This window comes from Planctobacterium sp. AWH2_060 (assembly GCF_056158425.1).
In genome coordinates this window covers 561,977-577,311 of record NZ_JBSWTG010000001.1, presented here as the reverse complement: position 1 = coordinate 577,311, position 15,335 = coordinate 561,977, and the positions used below count along the sequence as shown (strand labels likewise).

The 15,335-nt window shown below is 44.6% G+C and carries 17 protein-coding genes; 8 read left to right on the top strand and 9 right to left on the bottom strand.

Annotated elements, in window-relative coordinates; genetic code table 11:
- Positions 1 to 3: 3 nt before the first annotated feature.
- Positions 4 to 606: an alpha/beta family hydrolase gene (locus ACXAD8_RS02480; RefSeq protein ID WP_475224477.1), complete on the bottom strand. Its 603-nt coding sequence runs from the start codon at positions 604 to 606 to the stop codon at positions 4 to 6.
- Positions 606 to 1,493, bottom strand: coding sequence for a transcriptional regulator GcvA (locus ACXAD8_RS02475; protein ID WP_475224474.1), 888 nt, complete (start codon positions 1,491 to 1,493; stop codon positions 606 to 608). The genes ACXAD8_RS02480 and ACXAD8_RS02475 overlap by 1 nt, the downstream gene beginning before the upstream one ends.
- 263 nt (positions 1,494 to 1,756) lie before the next feature.
- On the opposite strand from ACXAD8_RS02475, the gene ACXAD8_RS02470 reads away from it, so the two are divergent.
- Positions 1,757 to 2,038 (top strand): hypothetical protein, encoded by a 282-nt coding sequence (locus ACXAD8_RS02470; protein WP_475224472.1) that lies wholly within the window; start codon positions 1,757 to 1,759, stop codon positions 2,036 to 2,038.
- Between the two features lie 115 nt (positions 2,039 to 2,153).
- Here ACXAD8_RS02470 and kdsA read toward each other — a convergent pair whose 3' ends face one another.
- From kdsA to hemA, 7 genes are all read right to left on the bottom strand, one after another.
- On the bottom strand, positions 2,154 to 2,999 hold the full coding sequence (gene kdsA / locus ACXAD8_RS02465; RefSeq protein ID WP_475224469.1) for a 3-deoxy-8-phosphooctulonate synthase: 846 nt from the start codon (positions 2,997 to 2,999) through the stop codon (positions 2,154 to 2,156).
- Between the two features lie 104 nt (positions 3,000 to 3,103).
- On the bottom strand, positions 3,104 to 3,916 hold the full coding sequence (locus tag ACXAD8_RS02460) for a SirB1 family protein (protein WP_475224466.1): 813 nt from the start codon (positions 3,914 to 3,916) through the stop codon (positions 3,104 to 3,106).
- A 62-nt stretch (positions 3,917 to 3,978) separates the two neighbouring features.
- Positions 3,979 to 4,344 (bottom strand): SirB2 family protein, encoded by a 366-nt coding sequence (locus ACXAD8_RS02455; protein WP_475232862.1) that lies wholly within the window; start codon positions 4,342 to 4,344, stop codon positions 3,979 to 3,981.
- A 58-nt stretch (positions 4,345 to 4,402) separates the two neighbouring features.
- Positions 4,403 to 5,980, bottom strand: coding sequence for a DUF3369 domain-containing protein (locus ACXAD8_RS02450; RefSeq protein WP_475224464.1), 1,578 nt, complete (start codon positions 5,978 to 5,980; stop codon positions 4,403 to 4,405).
- A 54-nt stretch (positions 5,981 to 6,034) separates the two neighbouring features.
- Positions 6,035 to 6,892, bottom strand: coding sequence for a peptide chain release factor N(5)-glutamine methyltransferase (gene prmC / locus ACXAD8_RS02445; RefSeq protein WP_475224461.1), 858 nt, complete (start codon positions 6,890 to 6,892; stop codon positions 6,035 to 6,037).
- A 12-nt stretch (positions 6,893 to 6,904) separates the two neighbouring features.
- Entirely contained in the window at positions 6,905 to 7,993 is a 1,089-nt protein-coding gene (gene prfA, locus ACXAD8_RS02440; RefSeq protein WP_475224459.1) for a peptide chain release factor 1, read from the bottom strand.
- 6 nt (positions 7,994 to 7,999) lie between these two features.
- Positions 8,000 to 9,271, bottom strand: a complete 1,272-nt coding sequence (gene hemA, locus ACXAD8_RS02435) for a glutamyl-tRNA reductase (protein WP_475224456.1) — start codon at positions 9,269 to 9,271, stop codon at positions 8,000 to 8,002.
- A gap of 268 nt (positions 9,272 to 9,539) precedes the next feature.
- Here hemA and lolB point away from each other — a divergent pair, with 268 nt between their 5' ends.
- The 7 genes from lolB (at position 9,540) to ACXAD8_RS02400 (ending at position 15,332) form a co-directional block, all read left to right on the top strand.
- The gene (lolB, locus tag ACXAD8_RS02430) at positions 9,540 to 10,118 is read left to right on the top strand and encodes a lipoprotein insertase outer membrane protein LolB (protein ID WP_475224454.1); all 579 of its coding nucleotides are present in this window, start codon (positions 9,540 to 9,542) and stop codon (positions 10,116 to 10,118) included.
- 10 nt (positions 10,119 to 10,128) lie between these two features.
- The gene (ispE, locus tag ACXAD8_RS02425; RefSeq protein ID WP_475224452.1) at positions 10,129 to 10,986 is read left to right on the top strand and encodes a 4-(cytidine 5'-diphospho)-2-C-methyl-D-erythritol kinase; all 858 of its coding nucleotides are present in this window, start codon (positions 10,129 to 10,131) and stop codon (positions 10,984 to 10,986) included.
- A 175-nt stretch (positions 10,987 to 11,161) separates the two neighbouring features.
- On the top strand, positions 11,162 to 12,109 hold the full coding sequence (locus tag ACXAD8_RS02420; protein ID WP_229527570.1) for a ribose-phosphate pyrophosphokinase: 948 nt from the start codon (positions 11,162 to 11,164) through the stop codon (positions 12,107 to 12,109).
- Positions 12,110 to 12,386: 277 nt separating this feature from the next.
- On the top strand, positions 12,387 to 13,013 hold the full coding sequence (locus ACXAD8_RS02415) for a 50S ribosomal protein L25/general stress protein Ctc (RefSeq protein WP_229527571.1): 627 nt from the start codon (positions 12,387 to 12,389) through the stop codon (positions 13,011 to 13,013).
- 5 nt (positions 13,014 to 13,018) lie between these two features.
- Positions 13,019 to 13,600: an aminoacyl-tRNA hydrolase gene (gene pth / locus ACXAD8_RS02410; protein WP_475224449.1), complete on the top strand. Its 582-nt coding sequence runs from the start codon at positions 13,019 to 13,021 to the stop codon at positions 13,598 to 13,600.
- Positions 13,601 to 13,622: 22 nt separating this feature from the next.
- Positions 13,623 to 14,714, top strand: a complete 1,092-nt coding sequence (ychF, locus tag ACXAD8_RS02405; protein WP_475224447.1) for a redox-regulated ATPase YchF — start codon at positions 13,623 to 13,625, stop codon at positions 14,712 to 14,714.
- A gap of 195 nt (positions 14,715 to 14,909) precedes the next feature.
- On the top strand, positions 14,910 to 15,332 hold the full coding sequence (locus tag ACXAD8_RS02400; protein ID WP_475224445.1) for a DUF6326 family protein: 423 nt from the start codon (positions 14,910 to 14,912) through the stop codon (positions 15,330 to 15,332).
- Positions 15,333 to 15,335: the final 3 nt, after the last annotated feature.

Sequence of the window (15,335 nt, the reverse complement as noted above, 5' to 3'; positions counted from 1 at the left end):
CGCTCACTTGTTTTCTATAACGTTTTTTATAAATTGACAGGCCTGCGAAACTGCAAACTGCATATTATCCTGCCAGCTGATACCACTACTTCTGGTGGCTTTAAAACTGTGTTCACCACTTGGCACATAAGCCACAGAGAAGTTTGCTGGCAAAGTATAAGCTGCAATTTCATCTGGTTTGCCAAATGGGTCTCGTTCTCCCTGCATTACCAGCACCGGCTTGTTGATTTGGCCCAGATGCTCAGTTCTGGTTTTCTCCGGTTTTCCAGGAGGGTGAAACGGGTAACCAAAGCATATAGCTCCAAGAGCCTCACTATCTTGCAAAATATGAGTGGCCACTCTGCTTCCCATTGATTTACCCCCGATGATTGTCGGTAGTTGGCTTTGCGTGGGCATTTGAGCCTGAAACTGTGCTATTAACGCAGGTAATCGTTCTGGTGGGCGGCGTTTACCGGATTGCTTCATATTTGCCATGTAATCAAAGTCAAACAGCGTGCATTGCACCCCTTGCTCTTCAAACAACAGCTTACAGCGCTGCATGAAATCACTTTCCATCCCCTGCCCGGCACCATGAGCAAAAATCAGTTGTGCAAAATAGTCAGTCATTAATCCTCGCTCACCTGCTCCAATAACCAGTCCTTAAAGGCCTGGATTTTCCCTAATTCGGCATGAGATTGCCGACACACTAAATAATAAGCCTTTTGCGTTACCACCCGCTCTTCAAACGGACAGATTAAGCGCCCCAAGGCTATCTCTGGACGCGCCAAAGCACTATCCACCAATGCAATACCTTGTCCCAGTGCTGCTGCCTGTAATATCAACATGGTATGACTGAATATCGGTCCCTGATTCACATTCACACCTAAGATATTGAAATGCCGAATCCACTGCTTCCAAAACTCTCTGGAGGTATCGTGCAAGAGTTGATGGTGTTTGAGATCGTCCAGTTTATCCAGGGGCTTGTCCCCCTGAAATAACAAAGGGGAACAAACCGGGGTCAGGTATTCCGCATACAGTTTATCTGCCTGTAAGCCACTCCAGCGTCCCTTACCATAATAAATTGCTAAATCCACATCATCGGTTAAAAAGCCATCGTCAGAATCAACGGCCTTGATACGAACATCAATGTCAGGGTTTTTAGAAGAGAAGTCGGAAAGCTTGGGCACCAGCCATTGCACCGCAAAGCTGGGAGGCAAAGCCACAGTAATGGAACCTTTGGCCCCCATAGCGTGTAATCGCTTTGTCGCTTCGTGCAAAGAGGCAAACACTTCCTTGATATCAAGGTAGTAGCTTTGCCCGATCTCCGTTAGCAATAACGTGCGGTTCTTACGGATAAAAAGCTTCATACCCAGAAATTCTTCCAGCGCTTTAATCTGATGACTCACCGCTGCCTGAGTTACAAACAGCTCCTCAGATGCCCTGGTAAAGCTCAAATGTCTGGCGGCAGCTTCAAATGCTTTTAAAGCGTTTAATGGTGGTAATCTTTCGTTCATAATCGGCCGGTTTCATTCATAAAAAATTCACAAATCAGATATTGCAAGCAAAATTTAGAGCGAAAGCCTCCAAAATCACCATTCGCATTAGTTTTTCTAATGCACTTGACATATTTTTTCTCGTTTTTAGTTAGTCAAAAAAACCACTATAGTACACACATCAGCTAAAAAGCTTTATTTTACAAGGCATTTGTAAAGTACAAGTAAACAAAACTGATAAACAAAGTGTCTTTTTTACATTATTTTAACTTTAGGTGAATTCAATGAAAAACTTTAAAAAATTAATTACAATCTGTCTATCTACTTTTATCTTTTCTGCAAATGTAATGGCTAACGACGTTACTATCGAAACTGCAGAAATTCAAACTGAGATCGCTGATAGCATCCAGTTAGCTGTTTCTGATATCAACGCGCCAACAGTTGCAAGCGTTGCTAAATTACAACTGGAAGAAATGACCTTCAAACAAAACGTAGAGCAATTTTTGGCTCTGGCCAGATACAACGAAGAAACGCAAAGCATTACTACTCAAATCGTCGCTGAATAAGCGCTAAGAGTTTACGAATATAAGGCTATTTGCCTAAAGCTTTCGTTTATTGGACACTCATTGCTCCTGCTACTCGCAGGAGCAACTGATTGCCTCAACCAATCACACTTCTCAATTAAGCCGTAATTAAAGGCTCAAACCCCTTCACTAACTCATCAAGCTGTTTCATCTGTAATAAATAAGGTTCAAGTTTTTCCAGCGGCAACGCACAAGGACCATCACACTTAGCATTTTCCGGATCCGGATGAGACTCGATAAACAAACCAGCAAGCCCTAAAGCCATGCCTGAGCGTGCCAATTGAGCTGCCTGAGCTCTACGACCATCAGCAGAGTCACTGCGCCCACCCGGACGCTGCAAAGCGTGAGTTGCATCAAATATTACTGGAGCCATGGCTTTCATGTCATCCATGCCTAACATGTCCACCACCAGGTTGTTGTAACCAAAGCAAGAGCCGCGTTCACACAGGATGATTTTATCATTCCCCGCTTCCTGGAATTTATTGATAATGTGTCGCATCTCATGTGGCGCTAAAAACTGCGGCTTTTTAACATTAATCACCGCATTGGTCTTTGCCATTGCTACCACTAAATCCGTCTGTCTGGCTAAAAAAGCCGGTAGCTGGATCACATCTGCTACATCGGCAACCGGTTGTGCCTGATGCGGCTCATGAACATCGGTAATAATGGGCACATCAAACTGCTTTTTAATCTCTTCAAAGATCTTTAAACCTTCTTCCATGCCTGGCCCGCGAAAAGAATGCACGGATGAGCGATTAGCCTTATCAAATGAGGCTTTGAAAACGTATGGGATATTGAGTTTAGTGGTTACTTCTTTATAGCGCTCTGCAATGGTGAGAGCCAAATCACGTGATTCAAGTACATTCATGCCACCAAACAAAACGAAGGGATGACTATTATTAACTTCGATACCTGAAACAGAAATCGTATGCAGATTGTTCATTTATTCTCCGGATAGGAAACTGAATAGTTCAGAGGCTAAAATACCTTATTTTAGCCTCACATTCAGCCGCTATCGCAGAGAGTTATTGAGTTAAGAGGATTTATTTAATGATGAGTGACTATTTTCTCACGCAGCTTCTGGATCTGACTCCGCAACAATTCAGTGGACGGATCTTTGGGACAGCGTTGCACAAAATACTCATAATCCGCAGCGGCCACTTTAGGGCAGTCCAGCTGATGCAATAAAAAACCCCGGTCGCGTATTTCAAACGGGTCATCCGGGCACAAGCTCAGCAACAAATCAATCGTAGATAAGGCATTGTGATATTTCTGCTCATTGATAAAGGAAGCCTTTAGGTTTTGCAATAAACGCATGATGGTTTCTTCACAGCCAGTAGGCTCTAATACTTCCAATGGCATTTCTTTTTCAGCCTGCTCACCGAGTACACTGAAATAATTCTTTTCCAACTGCTGCCAATTCAGGCATTCGCCGTTAAGCGGATCGATGAACAAAATTTTAGAGTCAGATACCTGAAATCTCACCAGAAAATGGCCCGGGAAATTAACCCCCTGCATTTTCAAACCCAGTGCATTCCCCAACTGGGAAAATACAATCGCCAGAGTAACGGGAATGCCGGTGCGATATTGTAAAACTTCATCCAACAAATTATAGCGAGCAGCGAAGTAGTTTTTACTGTCTCCACTAAAAGCAAGTTGCTGATAAAAGAAAGTTCTGAGGCGCTCAAAGGCAGCAAACTTGTCGTCTATCTCTCCCACAAATTTTGCGGCCTGATTGATAAGCTGCTCCATTTGAGAAATGGATTGCGCAATATCCAGATCATTCTTATAACAACGCGATATCAGCAGCGCAGATTTAAATAAATTATGCTGCTGTATCGCATGTTTCAGCTCTATCACGGTACTTGTCCTTTTATACATCACACTTATGGATGTTATCGGACTGGCAGGAAAATCCTTTATCAGAAAATGAAAGGTTGTTTGGTCACAGCGATTTTGCCAATCATTGCAAATACCGCTACAGCGCCGACAAAGGCGACGCTTTTAATCATCTTGTTTTTGCCGAGCTTAAGCGCAAATAAACCCAATATGATATATGCGATCAGGCCAATGACTTTTTCAGTCAACCAACCTTGATAAAGCGGGTATTGTGAAAGGATTACGCATAAGGTTATGGCACTGGCCAACAGTACGGTATCAACCACATGGGGTACTACCTTAACCCATTTTTTGGACATCATTCCGCTATTGGACATAACCCAAAAAAAGCGTAGAACTAACAGTAAGAAACTCACGGCAATCGCCGTCATATGGATGTGCTTAACCATCAAATACACAGAAAACTCCTATTTTTATTATTATTACGATTCTCGACTTCTGATATTACTACGACTGTTGAGACGATTCGGGTTTATCAGGATAGGCAAAAATGATTGCTTCAAACTTGTTTATATTATCTAACAAGGTATCAACCAGGCTAGGGTCAAAGTGCTTACCCCGCTCTTGCTGGAACTTTTCCACCACCTTTTCAACGGTCCAGGGTTCTTTGTAACAGCGAGTTCCTCGCAGTGCGTCATAAACATCAGCAATGGCAGCAATGCGCGAGAACAGATTGATCTCTTTGCCTTTGATACCTCTAGGGTAACCACTACCATCCCAACGCTCATGATGCTCTCTGGCCAATAAGGCAGCCGTTTTAATGATGGGTTTATCGCTGTCTCTGAGTAATTCATAGCCATCATTGGCGTGCTTCTTAACAAGCTCAATTTCTTCGATAGAAAGTGGCCCCGGCTTAGTTAATATTTCCACTGGTACACGGAATTTACCTACATCGTGTAAAGGTACAGCTAGTTTCAGAATACCTATTTCGTCTTCGGATAACCCATACTCTCTGGCCAATAACTCACATAATACGGTCATACGTTCAATGTGCCGTCCACCACTTAATTGGCACTCGATAGCTTGCCCCACTTTTTGCAAGATTTCTTTTTGGGTATCCTCGATGTCTTTGGTGAGTAGTACATTTTCGAAAGCCACCTGAACATGGCTGGCAAATATTTCGATCAGGTGTTTGTCGTTTGAATTGAGTTTACGGGGGATACCAGACAGATACAGCAATGAGCCGGGCTCTGAATTACTCTGACAATAGGCAACCACATAGTCATCAGCATAGACTACGTCTTTTTCCCGCAACGCCTTTTTACAGGCATTGAGTATTTCACCCTCGACCACCTCTTCCAGAGGACGTACGGCTTTTTCTACTTCGGCGTCACAATCCTTCATACCAGAAAACACCACAAAACCACTTAATTCGCTGCTGCTGCCCCCTTTGGTGGAAGCCAGGGCATTGGTGATATAAGCCGCATCGGTGGTACCGCCTAATAATGAACTCAGTTGCTGAATAATACCGTCAATAAAGTTCTCTAAAGAATGAATACTAAATAAATCAGCAGACGCAGAGATAATTTTTTCCAGGCCTTTACGACTTTCTTCGATGGAAATAATATCCCGATAAGAGCGCAAGGTGGCAATGATGACGGTGAACAACTTCTGCGCGGTAAGTTCGGTTTTAGACTTATAATCGTTGATATCGTAATTGACGATGACGTGCTTTTCCGGAGCCTGACCTGGTTGTCCGGTTCTGAGAATAATACGAGTAAAGTGATTATTGGCTTCGTTGCGAATAAACTCTGCCACTTTAAGACCCGCGTCGTCAGTTTCCATGACTACGTCCAGCAGAACCACAGCGATGTCATCGTGTTCCATAAACACTTTTTTGGCTTCTTCACCACTGTGAGCACTAATGAACTCCAGGTCTTTTTCTTGAAATACAAAATCGCTTAATGCCAGTTTAGTGACGGCATGAACTTCAGGTTCATCATCCACCACCAAAATCTTCCATGAGCCTCGCTCTTCAATCTCTTCTTCTTCAGAATCATCAGCGAAAAGAAAATCGTCAGACATCCAGTTTCCCTCAATAACGACAATAACTAAATTTACACCTTTTAAACTAGTCTTTTATACAGGGTTATGCAACTTGAATTGAGCGAATGTCACTCTGTCGTGACCGGCATAATCTTTACAGGTTTGAATTTGTTGGTATCCGGCCTCAGCGAATAATTGTCTGATTGCCTCGGCCTGCAAAAAGCCATGTTCAATCAACAACCAGCCATCGACGCTCAGATGTTGCCTTGCCTGAGGAATAATCTGTCGGATGTCATCCAGGCCATCAGAGCCTGACGTCAGGGCACTGACAGGTTCATAGCGCAAATCCCCCTGAGTTAAATATTCACTGTCTGATTCGACATAAGGCGGGTTTGTGACTATCACATCGAAAGATTCACCGGCCATTTCACAGAACCAGTGGCTCAATAAAAAGCGAGCATTTTCGATATGGTTTTTCTGTTGATTCTGGGCGGCCAGTTGCACCGCTTCAGGTATGCGGTCACACCCCACCACTTGCCAGGTTTTGCGTTCGCTGGCAATTGCCAATGCTATAGCCCCGGTGCCGGTGCCTAAATCCAGGCATCGACTCTCGGTAGGCATTGGCAAATCCAACACTAACTCTACCAGCAACTCTGTTTCCGGGCGCGGTATCAGGGTAGATTCATTGACGTCCAGCGATAAACTCCAAAAGCCCTGATGCCCGATAATGTAAGACACAGGACGCCCTTGAATTCGTTGCTGCAGATAATCCTGCCAAAGATAGGCTTGTTCAGAGGTTAATATATAATTTGCATCGACAATCAGCTTGGTGCGGTTGCACTGCAAGACTTCACAGAGCATAGTTTCTGCATCTGTTTTAGCACTGTCTGAGTGGACTTTAAGCGCCTGAATCCCTGCATCAAGCGCTTGTTGAATGGTGAGGTTCTCCACAAATTTGCGGCGTTATACGTCATCAGACAAGGATGCCAACAGGTCAGCCTGATGCTCCTGTTTGATGGGCTCCAATACCGCATCCAAATCACCTTCAATCACATCTTCCAGTTTATATAAAGTAAGATTGATACGGTGATCGGTTAAACGCCCTTGCGGAAAGTTATAGGTGCGAATTCGCTCTGAGCGGTCGCCACTTCCCACCAGGCTACGACGAGTGCTGGCTTCTTCCGCTGCGCGTTTTTCTTCTTCAATTTGATTCAGACGCGCCTGTAACACTGACATCGCCTTAGCACGGTTTTTATGCTGTGAACGCTCGTCCTGACACTCCACTACCAGGCCTGTAGGTATGTGGGTGATACGAATTGCAGAATCCGTCTTGTTTACGTGCTGCCCACCGGCGCCACTGGCACGGAAGGTATCCACCCGCAAATCAGCAGAATTAATTTCAATTGCTTCAGATTCAGGAATTTCTGGTAGCACCGCAACAGTACAGGCTGAAGTATGAATACGCCCCTGAGATTCGGTTTCTGGCACCCGTTGTACCCGGTGACCACCGGATTCAAACTTCATAGTACCGTATGCGCCATCACCTACCAGGTTAGCGATGATCTCCTTGTAGCCACCATGCTCACCTTCATTGGCGCTGATGGTTTCAATGCGCCATCCTTGTTTTTCTGCATAACGGCTGTACATACGGAATAAATCACCCGCAAAGATCGCGGCCTCATCACCGCCGGCACCGGCACGGATTTCCAAAAAGCAACTCATGTCGTCATTGGGATCTTTCGGTAGCAGCTGAATTTGTAGTTCTTGCTCTAACTGGGCAATGTTGTCTTTGGCCAGTTTGTATTCTTCCTGAGCCATTTCCTGCAATTCAGGATCGTTTTCCTGCAACATCTCTTGTGCTGTCGCTAAATCTTCTTCCGCCTGCTGCCAGGACTTAAAGCACTTAACCAGTTCTTCTAATTGCGAATACTCCTTTGACAGCGCCCGGAATTTATTCTGATCGGCGATAATTTCGGGTGCGCTCAGCATCACCTGAATTTCTTCAAAACGCTCTATCAGCGTTTCTAATTTAGTAACAACAGATGCTTTCATTTACAGTTAATTCTCTTCTACTTTATTCGGTTCAAGTTTATAAACTTCTGACAACTTATTTAACAGTGTCATATCTTGCTCTTCTGCGGCCTGCTTTATTGCTTGCGTAGGCGCATGGCTCAGGGCATTGGTTAGCTTATTAGCCAGCTCAGTAAGCACTGTGTCAGGTTCGGCCCCTTCACTTAACAGGTTCTTAGCCCGTTGTAGTAATTTTTGTTTCTCGTTTTCGTGTTTAAGACGCAATTGTCGAATTAAATCACTGTGCTGTTGACGATTTTGCCACGAAACCCATTTGTTTACCTCTTCAGCAATCATGCTTTTTGCTTCATCGGCGGCCTTTTGTCGAGAAGCTACATTTTGAGCAACAATAGTTTGCAAGTCGTCGACGGTATACAAATAAGCGCCATCTAATTCGTTACACTCTTCTTCAATATCACGGGGCACTGCCAGGTCAATCAGTAACATTGGCTTGTAACGCCGGTGCTTTAACGCCGATTCCACCATCCCCTTACCTACTAACGGCAATTGACTGGCGGTGGAGCTGATCACAATATCAGCCTCAGCCAAACGCGTATGTAATTGCGACAGGGTTATGGTAGAAGCACCAAACTGGCGGGCTAATTCTTCTCCGCGAGACAAGGTTCGATTCGCCACGACCATGTCTTTAACCCCCTGGTCGGCTAAATGTCTGGCCACTAGCTCAATAGTTTCTCCGGCACCAATTAACAACACCTTGCTTTTAGTAACATCGGTAAATATGTGTCTGGCTAATTGCACAGCGGCAAAAGCCACTGATACCGCATTTTCGCCGATCTCAGTTTCGGTACGCACCCGCTTAGCTGCGGCAAAGGCGGTTTGAAACAATCGCTCAAAGCCACTATTTACAGTGCCTACATGCCTGGCACTGGTATAGGCTTGTTTTAATTGCCCTAAAATTTGTGGCTCTCCCAGGATCAGGGAGTCTAAACCACTGGCTACCGCCATCAGATGCGCAACTGCCTCAGTACCTTTGTGGCAATAGGTCATTTCTCGTAATTCTTTGAGCGGCAACCGATGGAACTCAGCTAACCATGCGATCAAGGCATCCGAGGTTACATCATCTACATCTATATAGAGCTCAGTGCGATTGCAGGTAGAGAGGATCACGCTTTCGTTCACTTGCTGCCAGGCGTTTAATTCCGTCAAAGCCTCCAGCAACAATTCTGGTGAAAAGGCGACCTTCTCCCGAATTTCTACTGGAGCGGTATCATGGTTAACGCCAATAGTGAGTAGCGACATCGAATCCCGGTTGTTCTCTGGTATGTTAGTTTATGCCCAAGTCGCTTAGCCATTAGCAACTCAAAAGGCGCGACATTTTACGCAAATCCACCGATATTTAAAAGTACTCACAGCCCGACCTCAACACTTAATAGTTAATTAGCTTTATTAAAAATACTGATTAACAAAATTAAAGTGGTATCTGTTGTCCGATTTACGTTAACCTTTTGCATCTGATTTAAAACAACATCGACTCGTGTCTTTGATGTTGTAATACCCGAGAATAAGATTGCGCAAACTTCTGATATTTATATCAATATTGATACTTTCTGGCTGTGCCACAAAACCACAAATCAGTTATCAGGATGCCTCTGTAGCAGGTAAGTTTCCACTGCGCTGGACCATAGATGGCAGAATTGCTTTTAAATCCCCGGAAGAAAAGTTCAGTGCCTCAATGACCTGGCAACAAAATAATCAGGATTATTTGCTTAGATTGTCGAAATTGATAGGCGGTACTCTGTTAACTATGCAAAAAAGCGGGGAGCGAGTATTGCTGGAGGCGGATGACAACACTTTTACCGACACCAACGCGGAGAGACTAATCTACCAAAACACTGGATGGATTATCCCGGTTGAAGATTTAAAATATTGGGTTTCGGGTCGTCTCAACCCTGACGGTTCAGCCGTTAAAAGCCAGCAACGAGACGACAATGGCAGGTTGTGGTCTTTTACCAGCCCAAATGGCTGGCGCGTTAAATATCAAAACTACAAAGTATTCTCTGGCACTGCATTGCCGCACAACATATTACTCAGCAAAAACAAACTGCAATTAAAGATCCGTATTACTGATTGGAACTTTGAAGGTTAAGAACGAATTTATGGTGACTTCCAGACGTTGGCCCAGCCCGGCAAAACTAAACCTATTTTTACACATAACCGGACGTCGAGCAGACGGTTATCACGAATTACAATCATTGTTTCAGATGTTAGACGTCGGTGATGAGCTACATTTTAACATCACAGATAGTCCTGAGATTAAACTACTCAGTGACTTCCCCGGAGTGCCACAGGAGCAAAACCTGATCGTAAAAGCCGCCAAGCTACTGCAGACACATAGCAAAGTTTCACAGGGCTGCACAATAGAAGTCGACAAAATTCTACCAATGGGTGGTGGTATAGGAGGAGGTTCCTCCAATGCTGCGACGACATTAGTGGCCCTAAATCACTTGTGGCAATGCAGGCTTAACTCCCAGCAATTGCAGCAACTGGGGTTGGCGCTAGGCGCAGATGTGCCGGTTTTCGTGAACGGCAAAACCACGTTTGCCACCGGAGTTGGAGAGCAGTTTCAGGCAGCACCAGAAACGCAGCAAACCTTTCTGGTAGTAAACCCTAGTGTACATGTTTCTACTGGCGAAATTTTTACTGATCCGGAATTACCCAGAGATAGCGCGCTGATCGACATTAATAGCTACCGATTTGAAGACACCCGCAATGATTGCCAGGCGCTGGTTTGTAAAAAGCATCCAGTTATTGCAAAAACGTTACAGTGGTTGTTACAATACGCGCCGTCAAGAATGACGGGGACAGGAGCCAGCATTTTCGGTGTATTTACTCACCCTAAAGATGCCCAAAAGGCTCTGCATGATTTACCTGAATATTGCTCAGGTTTTGTCGCTCAAGGCTGTGTCGAATCGCCTTTACTTCAGCGGCTAAGTCAGGAACTTCCCGAATTTTAAAACCGAGTTGGCAGCAGGTTTTTACCATGATTATCTGGCGAAAATTCACGCTTACCCGACCATAACACAATTACATTAACGGAGTTGTTGCTTTCAGGGTCGGGACATTAGCTTTTACTATTTCTCCCCTATTTTAGATCAGCAAGCTCCACCTACTTTTCTGAGGAAAAACGTAGTGCCCGATATGAAGCTTTTTGCCGGTAACGCGACGCCTGACCTGGCTCAAAAAGTCGCTGACAGACTATATACTAAATTAGGTCACGCCAGCGTTGGCCGATTCAGCGATGGTGAAATCAGTGTCGAAATTCATGAGAACGTCAGGGGAGCGGATGTTTTCATCATTCAATCCACTTGCGCGCCTTGCAACGATAATCTGATGGAATTGATTGTTATGGTAGACGCGCTTCGCCGTGCTTCTTCTGGCAGAATCACCGCGGTAATTCCCTACTTCGGTTATGCCCGTCAAGACCGTCGTGTTCGCTCTGCTCGTGTGCCAATTACCGCAAAAGTAGTTGCTGACTTCCTTTCTAACGTCGGTGTCGATCGCGTACTAACCATTGATTTACACGCTGAGCAAATACAGGGCTTTTTCGACGTACCGGTAGACAATGCTTTTGGTACGCCAATCCTGTTAGAAGATATGCGCAAGCGCGACTTTAACAACCCGGTTGTAGTTTCTCCTGATATTGGCGGTGTAGTAAGAGCACGTGCTGTTGCCAAGCTAATGAATGATATCGACCTGGCTATTATCGATAAGCGTCGTCCGAAAGCCAACGTAGCCCAGGTAATGCACATTATCGGTGAAGTAGAAGGCCGTGATTGTATTATCGTAGATGACATGATTGATACCGGCGGCACTCTGGCAAAAGCTGCAGATGCATTAAAGGCCCATGGCGCAAATCGCGTATACGCTTATGCCACCCACGCTATTTTCTCCGGCAATGCCGCCAGCAACCTGGAAAACTCAGTGATTGACGAAATCGTTATCACTGACAGTATTCCGTTATCTCCGGCCATGCAAAAAGTCAGCAAAGTTAAACAACTTGGCTTGTCTAAAATGTTAGCCGAAGCCATTCGTCGTCTGAGCAACGAAGAATCTATCTCGGCAATGTTCGAGCATTAATAATATTGCTATACCCAAATCACCTCAAGATACTGTTTCAGAGCTAGCATCTTGAGGTGATTTGGGTACATGAGTGGTCTGCTACAGACCACTCTTCCCCGCCCCATACATTAATCTCCATAAATATCAAACTATTGATTGTGCTACCCCTTTGCTAATGTTAGAATTCGCCGCCCTTTTTTGAGGGTGAGCACGGCTGTAATTCCGCAGTAAGGTGCGTTCGACGAAAATTTTGGTCGCGAAGTTTTCGTAATTTTAAGATTTATTGGAGTAATTTATGCCAGAAGCAATTTTTAATCTGGATGCAGAAGTCAGAACTGACTTAGGGAAAGGTGCGAGCCGCCGCCTTCGTCACGCTGATAAAGTTCCTGCGATCCTGTACGGTGCCGACAAAGAGCCGGTTTCATTAACTTTAGCTCATAACAAAGTTTTCCAGGCGCAAGAGTTTGAAGCTTTTTATTCTCACGTTTTAACACTGAACATCGGTGGCGAGAAAGTTGAAGCTTTGGTTAAAGACATGCAACGTCACCCATACAAGCCTAAGATCATGCACTTAGACTTTTTACGTGTAGATGCATCTCACGCTTTAACTACAAACGTTCCTTTGCACTTCGTGAATGAAGAAGCTGCACCTGCGATCAAAACTGACGGCGGTCACGCTGAGCACCATATTGCTGACATCGAAATCAGCTGTTTGCCTGCTAACTTGCCAGAGTTCATCGAAGTTGATCTGATGGATGTTGCGTTAGGTCAAACTGTTCACCTTTCTGATCTTAAATTGCCAGAAGGTGTTACTTCAGTTGAGCTTGCTAAAGGTGAAGGCCATGATGTTGCAGTTGTAACTATCAAGGCTGCTAAAGGCGGTGCTGCTGAAGAAGCAGAAGAAGAGACTACAGAGGAATAATCTGCTTGTCAGATATTCGTCTTATCGTGGGCCTGGGAAATCCGGGCCCCGAATATCAAAACACACGCCATAATGCGGGCAGTTGGGTAGTAGAACAACTGGCTCGACAATCAAACATTCCCCTTAAAGCTGATAACAAATTTTTTGGTCTAACCGGTCGAGGCATTATAGCCGGTCAGGATGTTCGCTTGCTTATCCCCACCACTTATATGAATAAAAGCGGTCAATCCGTCGGTGCGGTAATGCAGTTCTACAAATTACAACCAGAAAATCTGTTAGTGGCTTTTGACGAGCTGGATCTCGAACCAGGTATCGTCAAATTCAAAGTCGGTGGTAGTTCCAGCCAAAACGGTATTCGCGATATTGTCAAAGCACTTGGCAATAATAAAGAATTCCTGCGCTTGCGCGTTGGGATCGGACACCCAGGCTCACGCGATCGTGTAACCGGTCACGTATTGGGCAAAGCTTCAGCGGAAGATCAAAATAAAATGGATGCAGCAATAGACGAAGCGTTGCGCTGTATCGATATACTGTTTAAACAAGATATTAAAGCCGCAATGAATCGCTTGCATTCATTTAAAGGCTAACTCTGCTTATAAAGGAAAAACAATGGGTTTTAAATGTGGCATCGTTGGCCTACCGAATGTAGGTAAATCAACTCTGTTTAATGCACTTACCAAAGCGGGTATCGAAGCGGCGAACTTTCCGTTTTGTACAATCGAACCAAACACCGGTGTTGTACCTGTACCGGATCTGCGTTTGGACAAACTGGCAGAAATCGTCAAACCGCAAAAAGTGATCGCCACTACCATGGAATTCGTGGATATTGCCGGATTGGTTGCCGGAGCGTCTAAAGGTGAAGGTCTGGGCAACAAATTCCTGGCCAACATCCGTGAAACCGATGCCATTGGTCACGTTGTACGTTGCTTTGAAAACGACAACATAGTTCACGTATCCGGTAAAGTCAGCCCTCAAGATGATATCGAAGTTATCAATACCGAGCTGGCTCTGGCAGATTTGGAAACCACCGAAAAAGCCATAATTCGCGTCGGTAAGCGTGCCAAAGGCGGTGACAAAGATGCCAAATTCGAAATGACTGTACTGGAAAAGGTAAAGCCTCATCTGGATGAAGGTAAAGCACTGCGTTCACTTTCTCTGAGTAAAGAAGAAGCCGCTGCGATCAGCTACATGAATTACCTTACGCTTAAGCCAACCATGTACATTGCCAATGTCAATGAAGACGGTTTTGAAAATAATCCGTATCTGGACAAAGTACGCGAAATTGCAGAACAAGAAAACGCGGTAGTGGTTCCTGTTTGTGCTGCTATCGAATCTGAAATCGCTGAACTGGACGATGAAGAAAAAACTGAATTCATGGAAGAAATGGGATTGGAAGAACCAGGCCTTAACCGCGTAATTCGTGGTGGATATAGCCTGTTAACCCTGCAAACCTATTTCACCGCCGGTGTAAAAGAAGTGCGTGCCTGGACTTACCCTGAAGGTGCAACTGCACCACAGGCAGCCGGAAAAATTCACACGGATTTTGAAAAAGGTTTTATCCGTGCTGAAGTTATTGGCTACGACGATTACGTTGCCTGCAATGGTGAGTCTGGCGCGAAAGAAGCCGGAAAATGGCGTCTTGAAGGTAAGGACTACCTGGTTAAAGACGGTGACGTGATCCACTTTAGATTTAATGTTTAATCTTAAAAGTTTATATAGAAAGGCGGTTTAACACCGCCTTTTTTGATCTCGTTAACTTCCCCTCAATTGTTCGATACTTCATCACCTAAACCTGTTTTTACAAAAAATAGGTTCGAATAGGCCCATTCAGACGACGACACTCCTTGTTTAAGGCAAATTTCATATCGAATTTTGTTAAGTGAACAAAGGATAGCTATGAAAATATTTGACTGGGATGGTAACCGCAAACACCTTTTGCCTTTACTTTGGACTTTCCTGACGGTGAACTACATCTTTTGCGATGTGTTTACTTTACATCTGGCTAAATATTTAGCAGCATTTTTATCCGGTGACGCGGGTGGAATGCAAATTACCGAGGAATTTTTACTGGTTTTTGCTTTCATCATGCAAATTCCGATGATCATGATCCCGCTGTCCCGGCTTCTCAGCTACAAACTAAACAAATATGCCAACATCATAGCTGGAATAATAACCACCGGGGTACAAACCTACACCGTCTTCATGGGAGGCACGCTGCACTACATGTTTTTTAGTTTTTTTGAGATTAGCACGGGGTTAATCATTATTTATTTGGCGATTTCATGGAAACAGAGTGCAAATGAAGGAGAAACAACATAGCCG

Excerpts from the sequence above, each read along its gene's own strand:
- hemA (WP_475224456.1), bottom strand. The coding sequence starts at position 9,271 with ATGTCGCTACTCACTATTGGCGTTAACCATGATACCGCTCCAGTAGAA.
- ACXAD8_RS02470 (WP_475224472.1), top strand. The coding sequence starts at position 1,757 with ATGAAAAACTTTAAAAAATTAATTACAATCTGTCTATCTACTTTTATC.
- ACXAD8_RS02415 (WP_229527571.1), top strand. The coding sequence starts at position 12,387 with ATGCCAGAAGCAATTTTTAATCTGGATGCAGAAGTCAGAACTGACTTA.
- ACXAD8_RS02475 (WP_475224474.1), bottom strand. The coding sequence starts at position 1,493 with ATGAACGAAAGATTACCACCATTAAACGCTTTAAAAGCATTTGAAGCT.
- ACXAD8_RS02400 (WP_475224445.1), top strand. The coding sequence starts at position 14,910 with ATGAAAATATTTGACTGGGATGGTAACCGCAAACACCTTTTGCCTTTA.
- ychF (WP_475224447.1), top strand. The coding sequence starts at position 13,623 with ATGGGTTTTAAATGTGGCATCGTTGGCCTACCGAATGTAGGTAAATCA.
- ACXAD8_RS02455 (WP_475232862.1), bottom strand. The coding sequence starts at position 4,344 with ATGGTTAAGCACATCCATATGACGGCGATTGCCGTGAGTTTCTTACTG.
- ACXAD8_RS02480 (WP_475224477.1), bottom strand. The coding sequence starts at position 606 with ATGACTGACTATTTTGCACAACTGATTTTTGCTCATGGTGCCGGGCAG.
- ACXAD8_RS02450 (WP_475224464.1), bottom strand. The coding sequence starts at position 5,980 with ATGTCTGACGATTTTCTTTTCGCTGATGATTCTGAAGAAGAAGAGATT.
- kdsA (WP_475224469.1), bottom strand. The coding sequence starts at position 2,999 with ATGAACAATCTGCATACGATTTCTGTTTCAGGTATCGAAGTTAATAAT.
- ispE (WP_475224452.1), top strand. The coding sequence starts at position 10,129 with ATGGTGACTTCCAGACGTTGGCCCAGCCCGGCAAAACTAAACCTATTT.
- prfA (WP_475224459.1), bottom strand. The coding sequence starts at position 7,993 with ATGAAAGCATCTGTTGTTACTAAATTAGAAACGCTGATAGAGCGTTTT.